The 24491-nt window shown below is 68.2% G+C and carries 26 protein-coding genes, 3 tRNA genes and 3 pseudogenes; 15 read left to right on the top strand and 17 right to left on the bottom strand.

Annotated features, from left to right (window positions below):
- From ASJ79_RS31665 to ASJ79_RS25585, 3 genes and pseudogenes are all read right to left on the bottom strand, one after another.
- Positions 1-136: pseudogene (locus tag ASJ79_RS31665) on the bottom strand (tyrosine-protein phosphatase); the annotation flags it as partial.
- Positions 100-552 (bottom strand): malonyl CoA-ACP transacylase, encoded by a 453-nt coding sequence (locus ASJ79_RS25590; RefSeq protein WP_369803771.1) that lies wholly within the window; start codon positions 550-552, stop codon positions 100-102. The gene ASJ79_RS25590 and the pseudogene ASJ79_RS31665, both read right to left, overlap by 37 nt.
- Positions 549-4658, bottom strand: coding sequence for an NEW3 domain-containing protein (locus tag ASJ79_RS25585; protein WP_067961467.1), 4110 nt, complete (start codon positions 4656-4658; stop codon positions 549-551). The genes ASJ79_RS25590 and ASJ79_RS25585 overlap by 4 nt, the downstream gene beginning before the upstream one ends.
- A gap of 160 nt (positions 4659-4818) precedes the next feature.
- Here ASJ79_RS25585 and ASJ79_RS25580 point away from each other — a divergent pair, with 160 nt between their 5' ends.
- Positions 4819-5169: a hypothetical protein gene (locus ASJ79_RS25580; protein WP_067961465.1), complete on the top strand. Its 351-nt coding sequence runs from the start codon at positions 4819-4821 to the stop codon at positions 5167-5169.
- Between the two features lie 16 nt (positions 5170-5185).
- On the opposite strand, the gene ASJ79_RS25575 is transcribed toward ASJ79_RS25580, so the two are convergent.
- Positions 5186-6139: a YafY family protein gene (locus tag ASJ79_RS25575; protein WP_067961464.1), complete on the bottom strand. Its 954-nt coding sequence runs from the start codon at positions 6137-6139 to the stop codon at positions 5186-5188.
- A gap of 63 nt (positions 6140-6202) precedes the next feature.
- Between ASJ79_RS25575 and ASJ79_RS25570 the strand changes: the two are divergent.
- Positions 6203-6734, top strand: a pseudogene (locus tag ASJ79_RS25570) (DinB family protein).
- 1 nt (position 6735) lies between these two features.
- Positions 6736-7329: a DinB family protein gene (locus ASJ79_RS25565; protein WP_067961462.1), complete on the top strand. Its 594-nt coding sequence runs from the start codon at positions 6736-6738 to the stop codon at positions 7327-7329.
- Between the two features lie 8 nt (positions 7330-7337).
- On the opposite strand, the gene ASJ79_RS25560 is transcribed toward ASJ79_RS25565, so the two are convergent.
- Entirely contained in the window at positions 7338-7958 is a 621-nt protein-coding gene (locus ASJ79_RS25560) for a TetR/AcrR family transcriptional regulator (RefSeq protein ID WP_067961460.1), read from the bottom strand.
- A gap of 83 nt (positions 7959-8041) precedes the next feature.
- Between ASJ79_RS25560 and ASJ79_RS25555 the strand changes: the two genes are divergently transcribed.
- From ASJ79_RS25555 to ASJ79_RS25530, 6 genes are all read left to right on the top strand, one after another.
- Positions 8042-9052 carry an oxygenase MpaB family protein gene (locus tag ASJ79_RS25555; RefSeq protein WP_067961458.1) on the top strand — a complete coding sequence of 337 codons (1011 nt, stop codon included), beginning with the start codon at positions 8042-8044 and terminating at the stop codon, positions 9050-9052.
- A gap of 72 nt (positions 9053-9124) precedes the next feature.
- The gene (locus ASJ79_RS25550; RefSeq protein WP_067961456.1) at positions 9125-9442 is read left to right on the top strand and encodes a hypothetical protein; all 318 of its coding nucleotides are present in this window, start codon (positions 9125-9127) and stop codon (positions 9440-9442) included.
- Between the two features lie 69 nt (positions 9443-9511).
- Positions 9512-10867 (top strand): AarF/ABC1/UbiB kinase family protein, encoded by a 1356-nt coding sequence (locus ASJ79_RS25545; RefSeq protein ID WP_067961454.1) that lies wholly within the window; start codon positions 9512-9514, stop codon positions 10865-10867.
- Complete coding sequence (locus tag ASJ79_RS25540) at positions 10864-11772, top strand: alpha/beta fold hydrolase (RefSeq protein ID WP_067961452.1); 909 nt, start codon at positions 10864-10866, stop codon at positions 11770-11772. The genes ASJ79_RS25545 and ASJ79_RS25540 overlap by 4 nt, the downstream gene beginning before the upstream one ends.
- Positions 11773-11881: 109 nt before the next feature.
- Positions 11882-12751 (top strand): cyclopropane mycolic acid synthase family methyltransferase, encoded by an 870-nt coding sequence (locus tag ASJ79_RS25535; RefSeq protein ID WP_067961450.1) that lies wholly within the window; start codon positions 11882-11884, stop codon positions 12749-12751.
- A 145-nt stretch (positions 12752-12896) separates the two neighbouring features.
- Entirely contained in the window at positions 12897-13793 is an 897-nt protein-coding gene (locus ASJ79_RS25530; RefSeq protein ID WP_067961448.1) for a cyclopropane mycolic acid synthase family methyltransferase, read from the top strand.
- Between the two features lie 11 nt (positions 13794-13804).
- Here the strand turns inward: ASJ79_RS25530 and ASJ79_RS25525 are convergent, their stop codons facing one another.
- Positions 13805-15370, bottom strand: coding sequence for a PE-PPE domain-containing protein (locus ASJ79_RS25525; protein WP_067961446.1), 1566 nt, complete (start codon positions 15368-15370; stop codon positions 13805-13807).
- A gap of 126 nt (positions 15371-15496) precedes the next feature.
- Between ASJ79_RS25525 and ASJ79_RS25520 the strand changes: the two genes are divergently transcribed.
- Positions 15497-15787 carry a hypothetical protein gene (locus ASJ79_RS25520; protein ID WP_067961444.1) on the top strand — a complete coding sequence of 97 codons (291 nt, stop codon included), beginning with the start codon at positions 15497-15499 and terminating at the stop codon, positions 15785-15787.
- Between the two features lie 334 nt (positions 15788-16121).
- On the opposite strand, the gene rplA is transcribed toward ASJ79_RS25520, so the two are convergent.
- The 11 genes from rplA to ASJ79_RS25465 all read right to left on the bottom strand — a co-directional run bounded on the left by rplA (position 16122) and on the right by ASJ79_RS25465 (position 20813).
- Positions 16122-16829, bottom strand: a complete 708-nt coding sequence (rplA, locus tag ASJ79_RS25515; RefSeq protein WP_067961442.1) for a 50S ribosomal protein L1 — start codon at positions 16827-16829, stop codon at positions 16122-16124.
- A 63-nt stretch (positions 16830-16892) separates the two neighbouring features.
- Entirely contained in the window at positions 16893-17321 is a 429-nt protein-coding gene (gene rplK / locus ASJ79_RS25510; RefSeq protein WP_067961440.1) for a 50S ribosomal protein L11, read from the bottom strand.
- Between the two features lie 46 nt (positions 17322-17367).
- Positions 17368-18183: a transcription termination/antitermination protein NusG gene (gene nusG, locus ASJ79_RS25505; protein WP_067961438.1), complete on the bottom strand. Its 816-nt coding sequence runs from the start codon at positions 18181-18183 to the stop codon at positions 17368-17370.
- A 50-nt stretch (positions 18184-18233) separates the two neighbouring features.
- Positions 18234-18677: a preprotein translocase subunit SecE gene (secE, locus tag ASJ79_RS25500; protein WP_067961470.1), complete on the bottom strand. Its 444-nt coding sequence runs from the start codon at positions 18675-18677 to the stop codon at positions 18234-18236.
- Between the two features lie 85 nt (positions 18678-18762).
- Positions 18763-18835, bottom strand: a tRNA-Trp gene (locus ASJ79_RS25495).
- Between the two features lie 125 nt (positions 18836-18960).
- A complete protein-coding gene (gene hadC, locus ASJ79_RS25490; RefSeq protein ID WP_067961436.1) occupies positions 18961-19488 on the bottom strand; it encodes a (3R)-hydroxyacyl-ACP dehydratase subunit HadC in 528 nt (175 codons plus the stop codon).
- 13 nt (positions 19489-19501) lie between these two features.
- Positions 19502-19930 carry a (3R)-hydroxyacyl-ACP dehydratase subunit HadB gene (gene hadB, locus ASJ79_RS25485; protein WP_067961434.1) on the bottom strand — a complete coding sequence of 143 codons (429 nt, stop codon included), beginning with the start codon at positions 19928-19930 and terminating at the stop codon, positions 19502-19504.
- Positions 19917-20396, bottom strand: a complete 480-nt coding sequence (hadA, locus tag ASJ79_RS25480) for a (3R)-hydroxyacyl-ACP dehydratase subunit HadA (protein WP_067961432.1) — start codon at positions 20394-20396, stop codon at positions 19917-19919. The genes hadB and hadA overlap by 14 nt, the downstream gene beginning before the upstream one ends.
- 15 nt (positions 20397-20411) lie before the next feature.
- Positions 20412-20579, bottom strand: a complete 168-nt coding sequence (rpmG, locus tag ASJ79_RS25475; RefSeq protein ID WP_003929651.1) for a 50S ribosomal protein L33 — start codon at positions 20577-20579, stop codon at positions 20412-20414.
- 37 nt (positions 20580-20616) lie between these two features.
- Positions 20617-20690, bottom strand: a tRNA-Met gene (locus ASJ79_RS25470).
- A gap of 50 nt (positions 20691-20740) precedes the next feature.
- Positions 20741-20813, bottom strand: a tRNA-Thr gene (locus ASJ79_RS25465).
- A gap of 144 nt (positions 20814-20957) precedes the next feature.
- Here ASJ79_RS25465 and ASJ79_RS25460 point away from each other — a divergent pair.
- From ASJ79_RS25460 to ASJ79_RS34510, 5 genes and pseudogenes are all read left to right on the top strand, one after another.
- Positions 20958-21683, top strand: a complete 726-nt coding sequence (locus tag ASJ79_RS25460; RefSeq protein WP_067961430.1) for an MBL fold metallo-hydrolase — start codon at positions 20958-20960, stop codon at positions 21681-21683.
- 182 nt (positions 21684-21865) lie between these two features.
- Complete coding sequence (locus ASJ79_RS25455) at positions 21866-22567, top strand: crotonase/enoyl-CoA hydratase family protein (RefSeq protein ID WP_067961428.1); 702 nt, start codon at positions 21866-21868, stop codon at positions 22565-22567.
- A 156-nt stretch (positions 22568-22723) separates the two neighbouring features.
- Complete coding sequence (locus ASJ79_RS25450) at positions 22724-23245, top strand: MSMEG_0572/Sll0783 family nitrogen starvation response protein (protein ID WP_067961427.1); 522 nt, start codon at positions 22724-22726, stop codon at positions 23243-23245.
- 5 nt (positions 23246-23250) lie between these two features.
- Positions 23251-24138 carry a carbon-nitrogen hydrolase family protein gene (locus ASJ79_RS25445; RefSeq protein ID WP_067961425.1) on the top strand — a complete coding sequence of 296 codons (888 nt, stop codon included), beginning with the start codon at positions 23251-23253 and terminating at the stop codon, positions 24136-24138.
- Positions 24131-24370 (top strand): annotated as a pseudogene (locus ASJ79_RS34510) (MSMEG_0570 family nitrogen starvation response protein); the annotation flags it as partial. The gene ASJ79_RS25445 and the pseudogene ASJ79_RS34510, both read left to right, overlap by 8 nt.
- Positions 24371-24491 lie beyond the last annotated feature (121 nt).

The raw sequence follows: 24491 nt of genomic DNA, 5'->3' as shown, positions 1-24491 counted from the left end.
CGACGCCGGCGGCCTCGAGCACCACCGCGATGGTGAAGCCGGTGCGGTCCTTGCCGGCGAAGCAGTGCGCGAGCACAGCGTGTTCCGAACCGAGCAGGGTCACCACCCGGTGCACGGCGCGGCGGGCGCAGGGCGCCAACCACCGGTGACCGGATGGGCTTCGGTGAACCGCAACGGATTTCGCGCGTGGTATGCCGCGACGTCCTCGTCGGCGACCTCGACGCCTGCGGTGACCGTGACGAACACCGCCCGGCCGGCCGCGGCGGCCAGCGTGGCCGCCGCGACACTGCCGACCTCCATGCGCGCGACGGTGTCGGGGAGCAGTTCGTCCTCGGTGGGCGCCGCTTCCGGATCCAGACCTTCCGACGCCGCCGCCACGACGCGTTCGGCGACGAGCACCTGGGTGAGCCAGCGGCGCAATTGCCGGGCTTCGCCGGTGCCGGGCCTCGGCAGGGCATGCCGCAGCGGTCCCGCCCGGACGGCGCGTTCCCGGGCGTCGACGTCGGCAACGGTGACCTTTTGCGACCCAACGACCGCCGCGACTCCGGTCATCGGACCGTCACCCGGACCGCCGGCGAGTACACCAGCTCCCCCGCCGCGGCGACCCGGACCAACGCCCACCACTGCCCCGGGTCGGTCCACGCCGGCGGCGCGACGTCGAAGACCAGCTCCAGCGTGCCCCGCGGCGGGACGACGCCACCGACGATGTTGGGCCGCAACCATTCCCAGGTTCCCCACGGCGAGATCAGATGCGCCTCCACGGTGAGGTCGGTGTGCGCGTCGGTGCCGACCGTGACGCTCAGCCGGGCCGCCGATCCCGCCGCGACGGAGACGTCGCCGGGGCCGGTGACCAACCTCAGCAACCGGTCGTCATGGCTCCCCACCGAGAGCACGGCCACGTCCTCCACGGTCTGATGCCACGAACTCGGGATCGCACCGCCGGTGGCGGCGAGTTCGGCGCGGACCGGATAGAGACCGGGCGCGGCTCCCGCGGGCACGGCGACCTCGACCGTCGACTCCAGGTAGTCCCCCGGCGGCAGCACGAACGGCAGATCGGTCACCCCGACGTGCCAGCCCGTCGGCGCGAGCACCCGCACCACGCCGTGCAGCGCGGTGTCGGTGGCGTCGCTGACCGCGGTGAGCCGCAGCGGGACGACCTCGCCGGCCTCGACGTCGAGCCGGTACGGATGCAGGTGCGCGACGGCCGGGAGTCCGCCCAACGGGGCCGGTCCGCGGTTGTGCAGCCAGTACCTGGCGTAGAGGGGCTGCACCGGTTCGGCGTCGGGCGCCAACCGCACCTGGTCGGCGTGCGCGACCCGGGGCAGGTTCAATTGCGTTCGCAGCGTGGCGGTTTCGTACCCGCCCAGCACGTCGGCCGCTTCCGCGAGCGGGTTTTCGATCAGGTTCAGCCGCTGCGCGGCGGCGAGGTGGCGCAACCCGGATTGCACCGAGACCTCGGCGGCGCGGCCCAGCGTCTCGGCGACACGCACGACGACGCCGCCGGCGGGGCCGGCGTGCCGGGCGCTGCCGCACGCCGTCGGATTCCCGGCGGCCTTCAGCGCGCTGACGCGCACCGCGCGCTCGGGCTGGATCTCCAGTAGCGAACCCCATGGCGGCAGGCCACCGGAGGCCATCTCGCGGCGGGCCGCCACGGGAAGCAGCGGCTGGTTGAATTCCGCGCTGCGGCTGGGGAGGTCACAGTCCCGCCAGTCGCCGTCACCGCAGACCAGGGCGTAGTCGAAGGTGTGGGTCCAGTGCTGCAGCGCGAAGTTGGAGCCGTCGGGGGCGGTACGCCGCGGCGGGTCGATCCAGGTGCCCGACGGCCACCCCGTGCAGGACCGCAGCAGCGACGAGTGCAGCGTGCCGTCCGACTCGACGGCGAACCCGGGGACACCGCGGTTGATCACCGCGACGGTGCGGGCCTCGAACGGTTCCACGACATCCTGGTCGACGACGATCTCGGCGTCGGCCAGGTCGTCGACCAGCGCGGCCACCGCGGCCGCGGTGTCACCGTCGGCGCCGACGACGAGCACGGGCAGGGCCGCGTGGTGGCGCAGGTCGGCACCGGGCACCCACACGTCGCGCAGTGGCCGCGCGGCGGGCACCCAGACCCGTGATCCGCGCCCTGCGCTTCCGAGAACCCGTGCGGTGAAGGGGTTCTCGGAAGGCCCGCCGATGCTGATGCGCACGTCGGGCAGGTTGGAGTCGACCGTGAGGTCGCCGTATCGCGGCGCCTCGGCCACGCTGCAGGTCGCGGTCACCCCGGCGCGCCCGAGCGCCGCGATCAGGTCACGGACGGTGTCGTCGACGACGGAACAGATCACCTCGGCCACCGACACGGCGCGGACCGCGCCGCCACGGAACCGCACCCGCACCGTCGAGGACACCCCGAACCAGCCGTAGGCCGGATTGTCCAATGTGTACGGGAACACCGCGGTGTCGGCCGCCGTCGCCGAACCGGGCTCGTGGAGCAGGCCGAAGCCGCGGCCGATCACCGCGCCGCCGACCTCGCTGACCGGCATGGCGCCCGGCACCGGGCACGGCCAGCGCAGCCGCAGTAACCGGTCCTGACCGACGAAGTCGCCGATCGTGGTGCGGCAGTCCACCCTGTCGACACCCCGCCACAACGTCAAAGTCTGTGTGTAACGGAGGATCCCGGGAATCTCGCCGGTGACGACGACCCGTTCGCCGAGGTCGCTGCGGAAGGCACGGACCGTGGCCGGTTGCGCTGCGGACGTGACCACCGGCCCTTTCGGCAGCAGGTGCCAAGGCCCCTCCCCCGCCGTCGGATGCGCCGGGTACTCCTCGTAGACGGCCAGCTCGTTGCCCACCCGGCCGTCGGCGATGAGGTCCCGCCCGCCGGCGATCAGCGAGCTGACCCCGCCACCGCGCGCGCCGTCGACGCCGAGCCGGTAGTGCTCGTTGCCGATCTCGGCCGCGTCCGACGGCTCCCACGAGGATGACGCCCCGTCCCGCACCAGCCGGTAGGAACGCCAGCCCATGGACGGCACGTCCCGGGCGAACCAGATCAGCGTGTGCCCGCCGTGCTCGGTCACCGCCGGGACGGCGACGCCGTCGCTGTCGACCAGACGGCCGGCGAACGGTTCGTCCAGATGCAGCGTGACCACATCGGAGCGATTGTGCGACAACGGGTTCCACACCACTACCGAGGCGTCGACGAGCCCGGACAGCAACGCCAGGGCGCGGCTTCGCGCCGCGTCGCCCAGCTGCCACGCATCCCGCCATCCGGTGAGCAGGTCGAGGTAGACCTGGTCGGACTCCGAACCGGTGATCGCGTCGTGGTGGGCGCCGTAGGCCAACTGGACCCAGGCCTTGGCGAGCGCGGCTTCGGGATAGGTGGCGCCGGTCAGCAGGCCGGCGAACACCGCGAACTGCTCGCCCTCCAGCACGGCGAACTCCGCGGCACGGTTGGCCTGCTTGGTGTCGATGTAGGACACGTCCTTGCCGGTGTAGATCGGGTTCATGTCGCGGGTCTGCGGCGACGCCGCCCTGCCGGTGGCCGCGAGTTCGGCGCGCACCGCAGCAAAGAACTCACTCGGCACCGCGCAGATGAACCGCGGCCACGTGTAGCGGGCGTTCCAGTCGCGGTGGATGTCGGTGACCCATTTGTTGGGTGGGGTGTAGTCGGTGCCGACGGGCAGCAGCACGTTGCGGGTCAGCGCGACCTTCTTCATCCGGGTGAACAACTCGTAGGTGGCGTCCTCGGCGTCCTGCAGGGAGGCCGACGAGTCCATCCACCAGCCCGCCGCGTAGTGCGCGGGCATGTAGTGGGTGAGCAGGCCGCGCCCGGACGGGCCCAACCAGTCGAACTCGCTGGCGAACTGCATTCGCTCCGGGTCGCCCCCGTCTGCCATCGGGCCCCACTGATGGTGCGGTCCGCGCGCCCACGAACTCGACGACAGACCGGCATCGGCGGCCATCGACGGGAACTGCGGGTCGTGGCCGAACACGTCGAGCTGCCACGCCGTGGCCGGGTCGGCTCCCATCACGTCGCGCTGGAAACCGGCGCCGTGCACGAAGTTGCGGACCGTCGTCTCCGGGCCGGTGAGGTTGGTGTTCGGCTCGTTGTAGGTGCCGCCCATGATCTCCACGCGGCCGTCGGCGACGAATCTGCGCAGGTCGGCACGGTCCTCGGGGTGGGTGTCCCAGTACGGCTTGAGGTAGTCGACCTCGGCGAGCACGAACTTGTACTCCGGCTCGCGTCTGGCCATCTCCAGGTGCGCGCTGACCAGCTCGAAACCGTTGGTCTGGCGGCAGCGTCCCGGCGGTTCCTCGCTCCAGGTGCTGGTGTAGGCCCCCTGGGTGTTCCACCACACCGGGTCGTAGTGGAAGTGACTGACCATGAACATCGTCCATCCCGGTTCGGCGTCGACGAAGTCGAAGTCGGCCACGGCGGCACCGGCCTGCACCCGCGCGGGCCGCCGCCGCCCCGGCACCGGATCGGCGACGCGGACGGACACCTCGACGGTCGTGCCGCCCGGATGCGCCAGCGCATCGCCGACGGTCCGCAGGCCCGGGCCCACCACCCGCACCGGCGTCGGCGCCGCACAGTCCTGGTAGCCCACCCGCACCACCTGGAACGGCGCGTCCGGCGGCCCGGTGAACAACTCCGTCGACCCGGCGGAGGTGACGTCCACGCCAGCACCCTACGGCGTCACGCACGCGCGGAGGTAGGCGATGAGGCACCGACGTCCAGGCAATTCACAGGTAACTCGTTGCAGATGTAACGAATGTGACATAGTTGAGCGATTCCCCGCACGAAACGTTCATGTGGCCCGCAACCGAAGGAGACCGTCGATGCCCGCACCCAACCGAATTCTCGCCCGCACCGCGAAAGTACTTGGGATCGTAGGTATCGGCGCTTTCGGCGCAGCCGCGTTCGTCGGGCTCGGTGCAGGTTCGGCTGAGGCGGACATCCGGCGGGTCGGGCCCGGCCCGACCGTGAAGAGCCGGCAGGCCTCCGAGAACTCGGTGATCCGGATCAACGACTTCGGTGTCGCGCGCGGCATCTCCGAAGCACGCGTCGGCGACGCCGGCGTGGTGAGCGCACAGGGCGAGGTTCGCGACGGCACCAAGGCCGTCGTGGGCAGCAAATCCCGGCCGTTCCGCGGCGGGTTCCCGGCCGGCCCGGCCATGGGCGACTGGTGATCTGACGGGCTGACCGTCACCTTCGGCCCGCACGGCCGATCCGGTCCGCCACCAGCCGGACCGCGGCGATCACCTCGGGCGGCTCCAGCACTTCGAAGTCGCATCCCGGCATCGCCAGCCACGGCACCATGCGTTCCGGATCGTCGGCGCCCGCGGTCAGGATGCACGCGTCCGGGCCGTCCGGTTCGACCTGCACCGACGCGGCGGGAAATGCGCGCGCCACGACCTCGTACGGGGCGAAGTACCGCACCCGCGCCACGTACGGATAGGACGAGGACGAGATGGCCCGACGGATGTAGGACGCCGCGTCCGGCGCCTCCCGCGGCGTGAAGGTGGTGCCCACCGCGCGCACCTCCGACATCCGGTCCAGCCGCAGGCTGCGCCAGTCGTCGCGGTCCCGGTCGAAACACAGCAGGTACCAACGCCGCCCGGTCGTCACCAGCCGGTAGGGCTCCAACCGCCGGCGCGTCGGGTTGCCGTGGATGTCCACGTAGGCGGCCGTCACATGCTCACGATCACGGCTGGCGCGCGCCAGCGTCATCAGCACATCGGGCTCGACGGGGGTGTCGGTCGCGGCTCCCAGCGTCACGGTCGCGTCGTGCACGGCGGCAACCTGTGACCGCAGCCGTGCCGGCATGACCTGGTCCAGCTTGCTCAACGCCCGTAGCGCCGACTCCCCGACCCCGGCCACGCTGCCGCCCGCGGCCACGCGCAGGCATACGGCCATCGCGACGGCCTCCTCGGGGTCGAGCAGCAGCGGAGGCAGCGCCGCACCGGCGCCGAGCTGGTAGCCGCCGCCATGCCCGGTGCTGGCGTGGACCGGATAGCCCAGGTCCCGCAGCCGGTCGACGTCGCGCCGGACGCTGCGCGTCGTCACCCCGAGCCGACGGGCCAGTTCCTCGCCGGTCCATACCCGACGCGACTGCAACAGCCCCAGCAGTTGCAGCACCCGCCCGGTCGTCTCCGACATACCGGCAAGTCTGCCCCAGTCTTAGGACAGAACCTGTCCTATATGCCTGCGAGAGTGAATGTCATGGGCAACGCGATGGCAGGTCACCTGGCAGAACAGCTCGACTGGCACTGGACGCAGCAGCTGAGACCGCGGCTCGAGGGCCTCACCGACGACGAGTACTTTTTCGAACCCGCACCCGGCTGCTGGACGGTGCACCGCGACGGCGGCATCGACTACGCCTACCCGGCGCCGCAGCCCGCCCCACTGACCACCATCGCCTGGCGGATGGCACACGTCATCGTCGGTGTCCTGGCCGTGCGCACCCACTCCCATTTCGGCGGCCCCCCCGCGGATTACCTGACCTGGCGGTACGCCACCGACGCGGCGACCGCGCTCGCGCAGCTCGACGACGCCTACCGCGGCTGGATGTCCGGCGTGCGCAGCCTCACCGACTCCGATCTCGCCAGGGCGTGCGGACCCGCCGAGGGCCCCTTACGCCGAGGAGTCGATGGCGACGCTGGTCCTGCACATCAATCGCGAAGTCATCCACCACGGAGCCGAGATCGCTTTGCTGCGTGACCTTTTCACCCACCTCACCACGAAGGAGAGCTGACATGGCCGCCATGCCACCGCCGATCGCCGACGAACGCGCCGGTCTCAAGGAGTACCTGCGGGCCCAGCAGTACGCGTTCCACGCGATCGCGTTCGGACTCACCGACGCCCAGGCGCGGTCGAAGCCGTCGGTCAGCGCGCTGTCGATCGGCGGCCTGATCAAGCACGTGACGAACTGCCAGCGCGGATGGATGGAACGCGTCGCCGCCGCGCCCGAGCTGTGCGACAGCGACAAACGGCCGATGGAGGACCAGGCCGCCGATTACCAGGACGAGTTCGTGATGCGCGACGACGAGACCCTGGCCGAGATCCTGGCCGCGTTCGACCGGCAGAACGCCGACACGATCCGGCTGGTGGAGACGTCGGATCTGGGTGCGGCGGTGCCGATTCCGCAGCATGTGCCGTGGTTCCCCAAGGATGCGCCGGCCTGGTCGGTGCGCTGGGTGTTCTTCCACATGATCGAGGAACTCGCCCGGCACGCGGGCCAGGGCGACGTCATCCGCGAGAGCATCGACGGCGCCACCCTCTACGAGTTGCTGGCCGGGCTGGAGGGCTGGCCCGAGACCGAGTGGCTCAAACCTTTCACCCCGGCCTGAACCCAGGGTCAGCGCAGCACGAGGCGAAGCGCGTAGCCGACGACGGCGTCGAGGTCGTCACCGAGATGCCCGGCCAGCCACTGCTGAGCGAGTTCGGCCATCGCGCCGGTGTACATCGCGGCGCCGACCAGCGCGGCCGTCGGATCGGAGTCGGGGTGCAACCGCCAGCCCTCGGTCAGCACCGCTTCCCGCAGCAGGTCCTGCGTCGCGGCCCGCCGCGCCGTGAGCACCGGGTTCGTCCGCGCGTCGGTGAACAGCACCCGGCCGCGCCGCGGGTCGGCGGAGCTGAAGTGCAGCACCGCGGTCATCCCGGCCCGGGTGCGTGCCGGCAGGGACCCGCCGGCGCGGGACATCGCTTCCTCGACCACCCCGGCGAGTTCCGCGCTGACCCGGTCGTACACCGCGCCGAGCAGGTCGTCGGTGTCGCGGAAGCTCTCGTAGAAATACCGGGTGTTCAGCCCGGCCTCCCGCGACACCGACCGCACCGACAGCGCGCGCTCGCCGCCGTCGCCGAAGAGCCGGAACGCGGCGTCGACGAGCAGCGCACGGCGTTCGGCACGGCGGTCGGCCAGCGAGACACCGGCCCACCGGGTCGGGTTCGCCGCCGGATTGGGCGCGGCATCGGGCACCGCTACAGCGTAGTGGTTCTGGCCACAACCGTGACCAGACGATATTCTGGGCACACCTGTGACCAATCCTTGGAGGCACCCGCATGTTCCTGCCGCATCAGATCGCCCAGCTGGTCGTCCAGAACGTGGTGGACAAGCGTTTCGACCAGGACATCCGCCGGCACTTCTTCAAGGGCATGGATTTCGCAGGCCCGATCGGCGATCCCGGCTGGTTCGGCCCGGGCAGTGCGGTGTGGCACGTGCACTCCCACATGGAGACGCTGGTGTTCGGACTGCAGTGTGCGGCGTTCATCGAGCGTCTCGATCCGTCGATCTACTGGATGGGCATCCATCACTCGCGGCTGGTCAAGCCGGAGTCGAGGAACGATCCGATGCCGGTGATCGACCCGAAGGGCGCGCTGGTGCGGCTGGGTCATTCGGTCGCGTTCTTCATCGGCACCGCGTACGGCTCCACCGCGACGGCCGAACGCCTTGCGCTGGCGGTGCGCTCGATGCACCACACGGTCAAGGGCACCCGCCCGGACGGGGCCCGCTACGACGCCGACGACCCGGAGTGGCTGCGCTGGAACTACGCGACGGTGGTCTGGGGCATCGCCACGGCGCACGAGCTGTACCACCCGCAGCCGTTGCGCGGCACGAAGCTCGACCGCTACTACGGTGAGTTCGTGCGCGTCGGGCATGCGCTCGGCGGTACCGATCTGCCGACCACCAAGGCCGAGACGCTGGACTGCCTGAAGTCCTATCTGCCCAGACTCGCGGTCACCTACGGCACCGCGATGGCCACCGGCCCCCACCTCCCGCTGCCGCAGGCCGCGCTGAACTGGGCGATACGCGATGCGATGCCGGGCTGGGCGAAGGGGTTGATCCAGCACCGCGATCCGAACATCCTGGAGCGCACGGCACGTCGCACCATGGTGTGGTCGGTGATCAACGGCCTGCACGCCGCATCGGGTCCGGACCCGGAATTCGAACAGGCCAAGGCACGCGTTGCCGACGGCCTCGACCCGGACCTCGCGCCGCACACGTTGCCGACCTATAAACCGGGCGACGATCCGGTGCGGACCCGCACAGAACTCGAAGACGCCTTCGCCTGAGGGTGGCAAATGGGTTAGCGTGGACGACGTCGGGGAGAGCGCGTTCGGACGAATTCACCGAGGGGGAGATCGATGAGAAAGTTCCTCGCCGCCGGCTGCGCAGCAGCCGCGCTGACCGCAGGAGCCTTGGGCACGGCCACCGCGAACGCCCAGCCGGAAACTGCGGAGATGCCGTCGTTCGAGGGCATGACGCTGCAGACGGCCAAGGAGATGTACTCCGGGATGACGGGCAGGGAACTCGGGACCAGGGTCATCAACACCACCGCCCACACTCCGATGAACCCGGCCACCTGGGAGGTGTGCGGGCAGAAACCGTCGCCGGGCGCCAAGCTCACCGACAACACGTCGGCCGCGGTCGCCGTCGCCCCGCCCGGGATGTGCGCCGCCTGATCGCAGCGCCGCAGTGTGAGCCGGTCCACTGTTTTTTCACGTGACCGCGGCTTTTGAGACACTGCAGACATGACTGCACCGCGGAAGACACCCAACCGCGACGTCGCCAGGCTGGATCGGGTACCGCTGCCGGCCGAGGCGGCTCGCATCGGAGCGACCGGCTGGCAGATCACCCGGACCGGCGCCCGCGTCCTGACCAAGCTGACCGGACGCGGCTCGTTGCAGCAGAAGATCGTAAAAGAGGTGCCGCAGGCCTTCGCCGACCTCGGACCCACCTACGTCAAGTTCGGTCAGATCATCGCATCCAGCCCGGGGGCGTTCGGCGAGCCGCTGAGCCGTGAGTTCCGCAGCCTGCTGGACCGGGTGCCACCGGCGGACACCGAGTCCGTGCACAAGCTGCTCCGGGACGAACTCGGCGACGAGCCGCAGAACCTGTTCAAGTCGTTCGACGAGAAGCCGTTCGCGTCGGCCTCGATCGCCCAGGTGCACTACGCCACCCTGCACTCCGGCGAGCAGGTCGTGGTCAAGATCCAGCGCCCGGGCATCCGCCGCCGGGTCGCCGCCGACCTGCAGATCCTCAAACGCGGCGCCCGCCTGGTCGAGTTCGCCAAGCTCGGGCAGCGGCTCTCCGCGCAGGACGTGGTGGCCGACTTCGCCGACAACCTGGCCGAGGAACTCGACTTCCGGCTGGAAGCCCAGTCGATGGACGCGTGGGTCGCCCACATGCACGCGTCGCCGCTGGGCCGCAACATCCGGGTGCCGCAGGTCTACTGGGACCTGACCAGTGAACGGGTGCTGACGATGGAGAAGGTGTCGGGGGTGCGCATCGACGACGTCGCCGCGATCCGCAAGAAGGGCTTCGACGGCACCGAGCTGGTCAAGGCGCTGCTGTTCAGCGTGTTCGAGGGCGGGCTGCGGCACGGCCTGTTCCACGGCGACCTGCATGCGGGCAACCTGTACGTCGACGACGACGGCAAGATCGTGTTCTTCGACTTCGGCATCATGGGCCGCATCGATCCGCGCACCCGCTGGCTGCTGCGTGAGCTGGTATACGCGCTGTTGGTCAAGAAGGACCATGCCGCGGCCGGCAAGATCGTCGTGCTGATGGGCGCCGTCGGCACGGTCAAGCCCGAGGCCCAGGCCGCCAAGGACCTGGAAAAGTTTGCCACCCCCCTGACATTGAAGTCGCTGGGCGATCTGAGCTACGCCGAGATCGGTAAGCAGCTCTCGGCGCTGGCCGATGCGTACGACGTGAAACTGCCGCGCGAACTGGTGCTGATCGGCAAGCAGTTCCTCTACGTCGAGCGGTACATGAAACTGCTGGCGCCGAACTGGCAGATGATGAGCGACCCGGCGCTGACGGGCTATTTCGCCAACTTCATGGTCGAGGTCAGTCGCGAGCACTCCGACGAGGTCGACGGATGACGGCACCAGTCCGCACCGGCACTGCGAAGTCGGGTGCGCTGGACATCCATTACGAGGACATGGGCGACCCGAACCGTCCCGCGGTCTTGCTGATCATGGGCCTGGGCGCGCAATTGTTGTTGTGGCGCAAAGGGTTCTGCGACAGGCTCATCGATCAGGGGCTACGGGTGATCCGCTTCGACAACCGCGACGTCGGACTGTCCAGCAAGCTGCCCGACCACCATTCCGGTGCGCCGCTGGTGCCGCGGATGTTGCGGTCCCTGGTCGGGCTGCCCAGTCCGGCGGCGTACACGCTGGAGGACATGGCCGACGACGCGGCCGCGCTGCTCGACCATCTGGGCATCGACAGCGCGCACGTGGTCGGTGCGTCGATGGGCGGGATGATCGCCCAGATCTTCGCCGCGCGCCATCACGCCCGCACCAGGTCGCTGGGCGTGATCTTCTCCAGCAACAACCAGGCGGCGCTGCCGCCTCCGGGGCCGCGCCAGCTCGCCGCGATCCTGCAGCGCCCCAAGGGTTCTGACCGCGACGCCGTCATCGAGAACGCGGTCCGGGTGGCCAGGATCATCGGCAGCCCCGGTTATCCGGCGGCCGATGAGCGGCTGCGCGCCGACGCGATCGAAGGGTACGACCGCAGCTACTACCCGGCCGGGGTGGCCAGGCACTTCGCCGCGATCCTCGGCAGCGGAAGCCTGCGCCGCTACGACCGGCAGATCAGCGTGCCGACGGTTGTCATCCACGGCAAGGCCGACAAGTTGATGCGGCCGTCCGGTGGCCGCGCCGTCGCGCGGGCGATCCCGAACGCCCGGCTGGTGCTGTTCGACGGCATGGGCCACGAACTGCCCGAGCCGTTGTGGGACGACATCGTCGGTGAGCTGAAGACCACGTTCGCCGAGAGCGCTTGACTTTTCAGTCAATGCACAGCCGCCGAAGTGGGCGTAGCATTCGCCGCAGGGCACGTTCGCGCCGTCTTACAGGAGATCCTCTTCGGGCTGTGTCCGCGGGAAGGCCCTCTTGGCCCCGAAACGAGATCTGACGCCGCACTTCGACGACGTGCAGGCACACTACGACCTCTCCGACGAGTTCTTCGCGCTCTTTCTGGACCCGTCGCGCACCTACAGTTGCGCGTACTTCGAGCGTGACGACATGACGCTGGAGGAGGCGCAGTTCGCCAAGGTCGATCTGGCACTTGGAAAGTTGAACTTGCAACCCGGGATGACGCTGCTGGACATCGGCTGCGGCTGGGGCTCGGTGATGATGCGGGCGGTGGAGAAGTACGACGTCGACGTCATCGGGTTGACGCTGAGCGCCAACCAGAAGGCCCACGTCGAGCGGGTCTTCGCGGAATCGGACGACGGCAGGCGCAAACGCGTGGTGCTGGCCGGCTGGGAGCAGTTCGACGAACCCGTCGACCGCATCGTGTCGATCGGCGCGTTCGAGCACTTCGGCTTCGACCGCTACGACGACTTCTTCGCGATGGCCGCCCGCGCGCTGCCGGATGACGGGGTGATGCTGCTGCACACCATCACGGCGCTGACCATGCCGCAGATGGCCGACCGGGGGATGCCGTTGACGTTCGAGGTGGCCCGGTTCGTGAAGTTCATCCTGACCGAGATCTTTCCCGGGGGGCGGCTGCCGTCGATCGAGAAGGTGGAGGAGCACGCCGGCCGGGCCGGCTTCACGCTCACCCGCAGGCAGTCGCTGCAGCCCCATTACGCCCGCACGCTGGACTGCTGGTCCGCGGCCCTGGAGTCCCACCGGACCGAGGCGATCGCGGTGCAGTCCGAAGAGGTCTACGACCGCTACATGCACTACCTGACGGGCTGTGCGAAGGGCTTCCGGGTGGGCTACATCGACGTCAACCAGTTCACCCTCGCCAAATAGCCTTGTGCACGCGTGCGGGTTGGCTCCGCTGATATCCCAAACGCTAGGCTGAGGCGTTCAAGACGCGTGTTTGCAGAAGGACGGGCCGCGTCTTCGGTACGGTCTTCCACAGTTGAGTCGACCGGAAGCGCGAAGCAGGGGAAATATGTCTGACCAATCCAGCGGCACCAAGGATATGACGCCTCATTTCGAGGACATCCAGGCCCACTACGACCTGTCGGACGACTTCTTCGGCGTGTTCCAGGATCCGACCCGGAAGTACAGCTGCGCATACTTCACCGGGCCGAACGTCACCCTGTCGGAAGCCCAGATCGCCAACGTCGACCAGCACCTCGACAAACTGGATCTCAAGCCCGGCATGACGCTCCTGGAGGTGGGCTGCGGTTGGGGCCTGACCCTGCAGCGCGCGATGGAGAAGTACGACGTCAACGTCATCGGCCTGACCCTGTCGAAGAACCAGAAGGCCTACTGCGATCAGCTGCTGAGCAAGATCGACTCCGAGCGCACGTTCGACGTCCGGTTGGAGGGCTGGGAACAGTTCCACTCCCCCGTCGACCGGATCGTGTCGATCGAGGCGTTCGAGCACTTCGGCTTCGAACGCTACGACGACTTCTTCAAGACCTGCTTCGACATCCTGCCCGAGGACGGCCGGATGACGATCCAGAGCAGCGTCGGCTACCACCCCTACGACCTGGCCGAGCGTGGCAAGAAGCTGACGTTCGAGCTGGCCCGGTTCATCAAGTTCATGATCACCGAGATCTTCCCCGGCGGCCGGATCCCGACGACGCAGATGATGGTCGAGCACGGCGAGAAGGCCGGTTTCGTGGTGCCCGAGACGATGTCGCTGCGCAACCACTACATCAAGACGCTCGGCATCTGGGCCGACCGCCTGGAGGCCAACAAGGACGCGGCGATCGCCGCGACCGACGAGGAGAACTACGAGCGGTACATGCGCTACCTCAAGGGCTGCCAGTACTACTTCATCGACGAGTCGATCGATGTCAGCCTCGTGACGTACCTGAAGCCGGCGGTCGCGGCCTAAGCGAACCGGCCCTAGGCCGCCGCCGGCGTCTCGTCGTCGCTGTCGGCGGCCTCGTCGTCGGTGACGGTCTCGTCCTCGGTCACCTCGTCCTCGGCGACGGGCTCTTCCTCGGTGACGGTCTCGTCCTCGGTCACCTCGTCGTCGGTCACCTCGTCCTCGGCAACGGGTTCTTCGTCGGTGACAGGCTCTTCGTCGGTCACCTCATCCTCGGCAACGGGTTCGTCGTCGGTGACAGGCTCTTCGTCGGTCACCTCATCCTCGGCGACGGGTACTTCCTCGGTGACAGGCTCTTCGTCGGTCACCTCGTCCTCGGCGACGGGCTCTTCTTCGTCGGCGCCGGCGGCTGTCGATCTGCTCTGCGGGGCGGTCACGGTGACGTTGCCCTCGCCGGACTCCCCGACCTCCGGTGTATCGACCGCGGCTCTGGCCGGGATGAAGTTCTCGATGAACGCCTCGACGCCCTTGACCGCCGCCACCGCGAGGTCGATGCCGACCTTCAGCCAGTTCTGGAACAGTTTGAACGGCAGGATCGTCGAGCCGCGCGACACACCCGGATCCCCGCTCCAGTCGAACCCGAGGTCGACCAACTCCCGCAGCACCGGTTCGGCCAGATCGATGAACGGCTTGGCCAGCCAACCGATCCCGGCCGAATCAGCCAGTGACCGAACCAAATCCGTCAACGGCAGACTGGTCGCCGGGATCATGATGTAGGTGTTGCCGAAGCTGTCGGTGCGGCAGTTGGCCGGGTTGAGCCCGCAATCGAGCTGAGGGGCCAACGTCTCGTCGGTGTAGCCGTACGGCATCGGCAGGGCGTCTTCCTCGTTCGGCGCGAGGTAGTACCCGTGCACCGTGTCGAACGCGGCGACCATGTTGGCGACCGCGAGCAGGTTCCCCCAGTAGCGGGGCGCATAGACCACCGGGTCGTACTCGAAACCGATTGTGGTGGTGGCGATTCCGGTGTCCGTGGGCATCGGCGGCTCGAAGGACAGGTCCAGGATCGGGACGGGGTCACCGAGCAGGTAGCGCAACCACGCCAGCCGCTGCCACAGTCCGCCGTCAGGATTCTGGATGCCCCCGATCGTCACCACCTTGAGCCGGCTCTTCACGTCGTCGGGCAGATCGCGCTCGGCGAGCTCGGCCAGCGCGTTGGCGACCACCGCGCCGCCCTGGGAGTACCCGAAGATGTAGACGTCCTCGTCGCTGTCACCGAGGAACGGATCCAGCGCCGCCATCAGGTGCGCGACCCCCTCGCCGACGGAGACGTCCCATTTCTCGCAGCGGCCGGGCACGCACCATCCCGGCAGGAAGCTCAGCGGCCAGAACGACGCCGGGTACGGGATGCCGTCCAGCGTCGGGTTGGCGCAGTCGCTCGTGCACACCAGATCGTCGATGTACCTACTCCAGGCGTTCTCGCGGTAGCCGCCGATCGAATCGGGGTCCGGGGTCCCGGTACCCGGCACGATCAGCGCCGTGGCTCCGTAGGCCAGTGCCGACACGAACGCGGAGGCGACACCGAGAGCCATCACGGTAAGGAAGGAGAGGACGACGAGCACCAGCGCCCGAGCCTGAGAACGCATGGGGCAACGATCACACACGCGAGCGTCCGGCGGCGGCAAATCCGCGAACTCGGCCCCACCGCGGCACCGACAAGCATAGGGAAACTCCCGATTCGTCCCCACCCCGTGGCCGCCTACCGTCGGTGCATGGGCGACGTGCGCACGGCGACGAACTTCCTCGCGGAGTGGTATCTGCCCGATCTCGCGGAGACGACGGTCGACGACATCGTGACCCGGCTGGATGCCGCCGCCGCCGCGGTGTCCGGCGAGGGCAGCCGGGTCCGGCTGATGGTGACGCTCTCGGTTCCCACCGATGAAGTGCTCTACGGTGTGTTCGACGCGGAGTCGCCGGACGCCGTCGGTGCGGCCTGCCTGCGGGCCGGCGTGCCGCACCAGCGGTTGTCACCGCATGTGGTCGCCCGCATCGCCACCGTCTGACGGCACGCAGTGCCAGTACTTTGCCGGCGGCGGGCACCCTTTCCCGGCGGCGCCGATCCACATCTTGACTGTTACCGACCTTCGGCATTACCGAGCGTATTGACGGCGACGCTGCTATGTTGCTGCGGGAGGGTGCTCCTCGGTCACCGCGGGGCGGTCTGCCAGGGGGAAGCCGTCGACCACTGGCCGTGATGCCTGACTTGCCGTTCGTGGGGGGCGGTATTTCGGGCGGGGCCGGAAGCCGGCGATCGAGGAGCACTCTCGAAAGCCCAACATGAGAAAACCCCGCACCGATCAGGTGCGGGGTTTCTCGTTGAATGTGGGGCGGCTCCGCCTACTCCTCCGTGAAATTACGGGTCACCGCCGGGTCCACCGGGATGCCCGGGCCGGTGGTGGTGGAGACGACGACCTTCTTCAGATAGCGGCCCTTCGACGAGGACGGCTTGGCGCGCAGCACCTCGTCGAGCGCTGCGCCGTAGTTCTCGGCGAGCTTCTTCTCGTCGAACGAGGCCTTGCCGATCACGAAGTGCAGGTTGGCCTGCTTGTCGACGCGGAAGTTGATCTTGCCGCCCTTGATGTCGGCGACGGCCTTGGCCACGTCCGGGGTCACGGTGCCGGTCTTCGGGTTCGGCATCAGCCCGCGGGGGCCGAGGATCCGGGCGATGCGGCCCACCTTGGCCATCTGATCCGGCGTCGCGATCGCGGCGTCGAAGTCGAGCATGCCGCCCTGGATCTGCTCGATCAGATCGTCGCTGCCGACGATGTCGGCGCCGGCGGCCTGCGCCTGCTCGGCCTTGTCGCCGACGGCGAACACGGCCACGCGCGCGGTCTTACCGGTGCCGTGGGGCAGGTTCACGGTGCCGCGGACCATCTGGTCTGCCTTGCGGGGGTCGACGCCCAGCCGGATCGCGACCTCGACGGTGGCGTCCTGCTTCTTCGACGACGTCTCCTTGGCCAGCTTCGCGGCCTCGAGCGGCGAATAGAGCCGGCTCCGGTCGACCTTCTCGGCGGCTTCCTTGTATGCCTTGCTGTTCTTGCTCATTGATGTCTCCCTGGTTCAGAGGTCGTGGTGCGGGCCGATGCCAGCCCTCCCACGGGATCGGTCTTATTCGACGGTGATCCCCATCGACCGGGCGGTGCCGGCGATGATCTTGGCGGCCTGATCGATGTCGTTGGCGTTCAGGTCTTCCTTCTTGGTCTCGGCGATCTCGCGCACCTGGTCCCAGGTCACCTTGGCGACCTTGGTCTTGTGCGGCTCGCCCGAACCCTTCTGCACACCGGCGGCCTTGAGCAGCAGCTTGGCAGCCGGCGGGGTCTTCAGCGCGAACGTGAAGCTGCGGTCCTCGTAGACGGTGATCTCCACGGGGATGACGTTCCCGCGCTGCGACTCGGTCGCGGCGTTGTACGCCTTGCAGAACTCCATGATGTTGACGCCGTGCTGGCCGAGCGCAGGTCCGACCGGCGGGGCGGGGTTGGCCTGCCCGGCCTGGATCTGCAGCTTGATCAGCCCGGCGACCTTCTTCTTCGGGGGCATGGCTGTGCTTTCTCTCTTCTTCTCCTGGTGGGCGTTGAGGCCCGCGTTAAATCTTGGCGACCTGGTTGAAGGTCAGCTCCACCGGCGTCTCACGTCCGAAGATCGACACCAGCACCTTGAGCTTCTGCTGCTCGGCGTTGACCTCGCTGATCGACGCGGGCAGCGTCGCGAACGGGCCGTCCATGACGGTGACGGACTCGCCGACCTCGAAGTCGACCTCGATGACCGGCCGCTCGATGCCGCCCGTCTCGGTCGCGGAGGTTGAAGCGGCAGCGGCTGCCTTGCCGGGCTTCTTCGCCGCGGCCGGCGGCAGCAGGAACTTCACCACGTCGTCGAGCGACAGCGGCGACGGGCGCGACGTCGCGCCGACGAAACCCGTCACGCCGGGGGTGTTGCGGACCGCGCCCCACGACTCGTCGTTGAGCTCCATGCGCACCAGGATGTAGCCGGGCAGCACCTTGCGATTGACCTGCTTGCGCTGGCCGTTCTTGATCTCGGTGACCTCTTCGGTGGGCACCTCGACCTGGAAGATGTAGTCGCCGACGTCGAGGTTCTGCACGCGGGTCTCGAGGTTGGCCTTCACCTTGTTCTCGTAACCGGCGTAGGAGTGGATCACGTACCACTCGCCCGGCTTGAGGCGCAGCTCCTTCTTGAGCGCGACAGCCGGATCCTCGTCCTCGTCCGCTGCGGGGGCCGCCTCGGCGACATCTTCGTCGGCACCTTCGGCGGCGGCGGGCGCGGCGTCCTCGTCGCTGCCCACGGCCTCGGCGTCGGCACCAGCGCGCACTTCGGCGTTGGTCTCGTCGACGTCGATGGTGTCGACGGTGTCGCCCGCAGGCGCTTCGCCGTCGAAGCTAGTCACGTGTCAGTCCTCTCTCAATGTCTTCCCATGGCCCGGTCGGCCGGCTGCTGTCAGCCGAAGATCCAGGTCACGAGCTTGGCCAGGCCCAGGTCCACGCCGCCGATCATCGCCACCATGAACACGAGGAACAGCAGCACGACGGTCGTGTAGGTGACCATCTGCTTGCGGTTGGGCCAGATGACCTTCCGCAGCTCGCCGACAACTTCCTTCAGGTAGTTGATGACGAACATGATCGGATTGCGGGACGGCCCGTCCTTGGGCTTCTTGGCCGTCTTCTTCCCGGACTTGGGCCCCTTGCCGTCGTCCTTGGAGTCAGAACTGTCGGTCTCGGGCGCCTTGTCGGTGTCCTCGACGTCGGCGGCGCGTCGCGACCGCTTACCCGTGGGACGCAGCGGACGCGTCACGACCGCCGTCTGGCCGCGTGTGTCACCGTCGTCGGTCTGTGCGCCGCTGTCGGTGTCAGCGGAGCTGACACCGTCGCGCTCGTCGCTCACCGCATGCATCCCATCTGATCGTCGTCTGATCGTCGTCCTGCGTGGTCACCTTCCAGTGTCCACACTTGTCGAGTATTCAGTTGAGCAGGGGCGACAGGACTTGAACCTGCAACCTGCGGTTTTGGAGACCGCTGCTCTGCCAGTTGAGCTACGCCCCTTTACGGGTCCCTACAGGGCCCACACAATTCGCGCGCTCCCCGTTCGGTCGATCTGAGCCGACGGACAGCGCGCTTAACTGGGAAAACCCCGAAGCCCGAGTGTAGCGCGCCGGGGTCCACAGTTACTAATCCACGTCCGCCGGGTCGTGCTGGACGGGTTTGCGCACGACCTGACCGGTCTCCGGATCCCAGCCGGCCGAGATCGAATTGTCGCCCTCGTGCCCCATCAGCGTGGTGAACGCCTCCATCACCACCTCGCCGTGCTGGTCGGTCAGCACGTTGCGGGTGGTGACGATGTCGGCGCCGAACCGCTCGTCGACGCTCTCGATGTGCATGACGCCGGTGACCTCGTCCCCCTCCTTGATCGGGCGGTGGAACAGGAACTTCTGATCCACCTGCACGATCTGCATGGTCTCGAAGCCGACGTCGACGTGCTGGAAGAAGTGCCGCTGGATCATCACCGCGAAGATCGACAGGAACGTCGGGCCCGCCACCAGGCCGGGATGGCCCAGTTCGGCGGCGGCCTCGACGTCGAGCGAGGCCGGGTCGGTGGCCTTGACCGCGTTCGCGTACTGGCGGATCTGTTCGCGGCCGACCACGAACGGCTCGGGGTACTTGTAGACCAGCCCCCGGATGTCTGTTTTCAGCGCCATGTGCCGGACCTGCCTACGCGAGCTTCGCGACGGCGACGGCGCGGCCGAAGATCTTCTTCCCGCCCGCGGTGGCACTCAGCGCGATGGTGACCGACTTCGAGTCGGGGTCAACCGATTTCACGCGACCGTTGAACACGATCTCGGCACCCTTGCCGTCGTTGGGGACGGGCACGACGGCGGTGAAGCGCACGTTGTACTCGGTGACGGCGGCGGGGTCGCCTACCCAGGACGTCACGTAGCCGCCGCCCAGCCCCATGGTCAGCATGCCGTGGGCGATCGCGGTGTCGAGGCCGACCTGCTTGGCGATGTCGTCGTCCCAGTGGATCGGGTTCAGGTCGCCGGACACGCCCGCGTAGTTGACGAGGTCGGCCCGGGTCAGCGTGATGACCTTCTCGGGCAGCTGATCGCCGACGTTGACCGAACTGAACTCACGCAGTGCCATCTGAAAAGCCACTCTCTCCGTCTTCTTCGCTACGCCCCGCCAGGGTGGTGTAGGACTCCTGCACTACATCGCCGTTGCGGTTGCTGACGATGTTCTTGGTGACGATGATGTCGGTGCCGTGCGCCTTGCGGACCGAGTCGATCCACACGTCGCAGTACAGCTCGTCGCCGGCTTTGATGGGCCGGACGAACTTCAGGACCTGGTCGACCTGGACGATCTGGGCGTCGGCGATGCCGATGCCGGCCGCGGCGAACATCGCCGACTGGGCCTGGTAGCCGAAGATCGAGATGAAGGTCAGCGGCGCGGGTAGCGCGTCATGACCGAGCTCGGCGGCGGCCGTCTCGTCGAAGAAGGCGGGATCGTCGTTCTTGACCGCGGTCGCGTACTCGCGGATCTTCTCGCGTCCCACCACGTAATGGTCGGGGTAGCGGAAGTGCGTCCCGACGTATCCGTCCAGAAAAGACACGGCCCAGACGTGCGCTTAGCGCGACTCTTTGTGGGCCTGGTGCTTGCCGCAGTTCGGGCAGAACTTCTTGATCTCGAGCCGGTCGGGATCGTTGCGGCGGTTCTTCTTCGTGATGTAGTTGCGGTGCTTGCACACCTCGCAGGCCAAGGTGATCTTGGGCCGTACGTCAGTACTGGAGGCCACGTCAGTCGTCCTTCGTTAAACGTTCGTACTCGTCTTGTAGCGGTGGGGGGGCTCGATCCCCCGACCTCACGATTATGAGTCGTGCGCTCTAACCAGCTGAGCTACACCGCCCCGGACGGATCCAGGCTGGGCGCACAGGGTCGCTCCGCCCTTCTCCACCGAGCCCCCTAACGGAATCGAACCGTTGACCTTTTCCTTACCATGGAAACGCTCTGCCGACTGAGCTAAGGGGGCCTTCGCTCGCTGAAGTGCCGCGAGCCTTAAAGAGGGTACATTCTCAGCGTTTGCCGCGCCAAACCGCTGGTCATCGCAGCCCCTGGACCGGCGGAAAGGCCCTGCGCGCGGTTCCGGCGGCCGTCACTGCCTACGCTTGACCGCATGGCTGCCACGGACGACACCGACCGCCTCTACTTCCGACAGCTGCTCTCGGGCCGTGATTTCGCCGCCGGCGACATGATCGCCCAGCAGATGCGCAACTTCGCCTACCTGATCGGTGACCGGGAGACCGGCGACGCCGTCGTCGTCGATCCCGCGTACGCCGCGCAGGACCTCGTCGACGCGCTGGAGGCCGACGGCATGCGGTTGTCCGGCGTGCTCGTCACCCACCACCACCCCGACCACGTCGGCGGCTCGATGATGGGCTTCGAGCTCAAGGGCCTCGCCGAGCTGCTGGAGCGCGTCAGTGTCCCGGTCCACGTCAACGCCCACGAGGCGGACTGGGTGTCGCGGATCACCGGCATCGCCGCCAGTGAGCTGACCTCGCACCACCACGGCGACAAGGTGGCCGTCGGCGACATCGAGATCGAGCTGCTGCACACCCCGGGGCACACGCCGGGCAGCCAGTGCTTCCTGTTGGACGGCCGGCTGGTCGCCGGCGACACGCTGTTCCTGGAAGGGTGCGGTCGCACCGACTTCCCGGGCGGCAACGTCGACGACATGTTCCGCAGCCTGCAGGCGCTGGCGCAGTTGCCCGGCAACCCGACCGTGTTCCCCGGCCACTGGTACTCGGCCGAGCCGAGCGCGTCGCTGTCGGAGGTGCGCGACACCAACTACGTCTACCGGGCCGGCAATCTCGACCAGTGGCGCATGTTGATGGGCGGCTGACGGCCTGATCTCGTGGCGCCTCCTCGAAGTATGAGCGCGGTACCCCCCTCGAGTACCGCGCCTGCCGCCGACGTTACGAAGCCTCGGGTTCACGGTCCCGCGTAGTCGACTACCTCTTTCCGCCCGCCGCCGGGCGGTCCGGGCCAGGTAGTGCCGCGCACGCGGGCTGTTAAGTTCATGCCATGACCAGCACCGTGTCCTACGAACTCGCGGACTCCGTGGCCACCGTCACCCTCGACGACGGCAAGGTGAACGTCCTCGGGCCCGCGATGCAGGCCTCGATCAACGAGGCGCTCGACCGCGCCGAATCCGACAAGGCCAAGGCCGTGGTCCTGGCCGGGAACTCGCGGGTGTTCAGCGGGGGCTTCGACCTCTCGGTGTTCCAGTCCGGGGACGCCGCCGCGGCGTTGGGCATGCTCTCCGGCGGCTTCGAGCTGTCGGTGCGCACCTTGACCTTCCCGGTGCCGGTGATCATCGCCGCGACGGGCCCGGCGATCGCGATGGGCTCGTTCCTGCTGCTGTCCGCCGATCACCGTGTCGGGCAGCCGAAGTCGCGGTGCCAGGCCATCGAGGTGCAGATCGGGATGACCATCCCGATCTCGGCGCTGGAGATCATGCGGATGCGGCTGACCCCCGCGGCGTTCGAGCGCGCCGCCGCGCTGGCGGCCACGTTCGCCGGTGACGAGGCGGTCGCCGCGGGCTGGCTCGACGAGATCGTCGAGGCCGACCAGGTGTTGCCGCGCGCCCGGCAGGTCGCCGCCGAGGCGGCCGCCACACTGCACAGCGGTGCACACCTGGCCACCAAACTGAAGGCCCGCAAGGCCGCCCTGGGCGCCATCCAGGCGGGAATCGACGGCCTGGCAGCGGAATTCACGCTGGGCTGAGTCACCTTCGGCGACACGTCGCCGAAGGCCCCGGTGTTTCCTGAACGTTTCGGCGGTGAGCTCCATCTAACGAGTTCGTATTCCGTGGCTAACCATTGCGCAACGACTCGGCTCTGTAATCGAGTCAGCCGACAGCCACCGAACACTGGAGCCCCCATGACCTTTGACGACTCGATCGCCGCCAACATCAAGGCCTCGCTCGCCGAGATCCCGCACCCGTCCCTACCCAAGGGATCCAGCATCTACGGCGGCACGAAGATCTTCCCCGACTACCGGGCCGAGAACGGGGAAACCTACTTCACCCTCGTGCACGGCATCGCCCACGAGTCGTCGGTCAGCTTCGTCGCGGTGTTGCAGGCCACCCGCGCACTGCGCAAGGGCTTCGAGTCGGCCATCTATTTCTACGGCCCCGGTGCCATCAATTGCCTTGCCACCCGCGGCTTTCCGAAGACCGGCGATTCCGGGTTCCCGGGTGAGCAGAACATCAACGACGCGCTGGCCACGTTCATCGGTGAGGGCGGGACGGTGTTCTGCTGCCGGTTCGGGCTCGCGCTGCACGGCGGCCGGGAGGAAGACCTGATCGAGGGCGTGATACCGGCCCACCCGCTCGACGTGCAGGACGCGGTGATCCACTACGCGCGCAAGGGCGCGATCATCAACTCGACCTACATGGTGTAGTCATCGTGACGACGACACTCGCCGCGGCCGCAGCCAATTTCACGCGGGATCTCGAGCAGAACTACGCGCTGATCGCCTCCCTGACCGCAGAGGCCGGCGACAAGGGTGTCGACTTCCTCGCCCTGCCCGAGGCCGCCCTCGGCGGCTACCTGTCCTCGCTCGGCAATCACGGGGACACGGCCCGCACCTCGACCGGGTCGCTGCCACCGGCCATCCGGCTCGACGGACCGGAGATCGCACGGGTGCAGCAGATCGTGGGCGACCTCGTCGTCGCCATCGGCTTCTGCGAACTCGCCGACGACGGTGTGACGCGGTACAACGCCGCGGTGCTGCTCGACGGCCAGAACATCTACGGCTCCTACCGCAAGGTGCACCAACCCCTGGGGGAGGGCATGTCCTACTCGGCCGGCTCCGGATACGGGGTGTTCGACACCCCCGTCGGCCGCGTCGGCCTCCAGATCTGTTACGACAAGGCCTTTCCCGAAGCCGCACGGATCATGGCGCTGCAGGGCGCCGAGATCATCGCGAGCCTGTCGGCGTGGCCTGCGGCGCGCACCGCCACCGCCGAGAACCTGCAGGAGGACCGCTGGACCTACCGCTTCAACCTGTTCGACACCGCGCGCGCCCTGGACAACCAGGTGTTCTGGGTGGCGTCCAACCAGAGCGGAACCTTCGGCTCGCTTCGCTACGTCGGCAACGCCAAGATCGTCGACCCCGGCGGGAACATCCTGGACACCACACTTCTCGGCAGCGGTATGGCGGTCGCCGAGGTCGACATCGACGAGACGTTCCGCACGATGCGCGCCGGCATGTTCCATCTTCGTGACCGCAGGCCCGACGTGTACGGCTTGATCGCCGACGTGCGCCCGGAAAGTGATCTTGCCCATGCCTGAGATGACATTTCTGGTGCGCTGGCCCGACGGCGTTGAGCAGCAATACTATTCACCGAGCCTGGTGGTGCACGACCACCTCACTGTCGGCGTCGGGTATGCGGTCACCGATTTCGTCGACCGGGTCCGCCGCGCGATGGCCGAGGCCGGCGACCGGGTGAAGGCCAAGTTCGGTTTCGCCTGCACCTCGGCGGCGGCCACCGCCGAACAGGTCGCGCGGGCCGCCGCCCGCTACCCGCGGCGGCGCAACCCGAGGTCGAGGCCAACAACGCGATCACCGCGGCGTGGCAGGCCGGCGGTGGGGACACTGGGCCGTTGGGTCCCCGCTCGGGTGACGTCTACCCGGCCGGTGATGG

This window comes from Mycobacterium sp. NAZ190054, from assembly GCF_001545925.1.
In the GTDB taxonomy this organism is placed as follows: Bacteria; Actinomycetota; Actinomycetes; order Mycobacteriales; family Mycobacteriaceae; genus Mycobacterium.
This window is presented reverse-complemented; position numbering and strand designations above follow the sequence as displayed.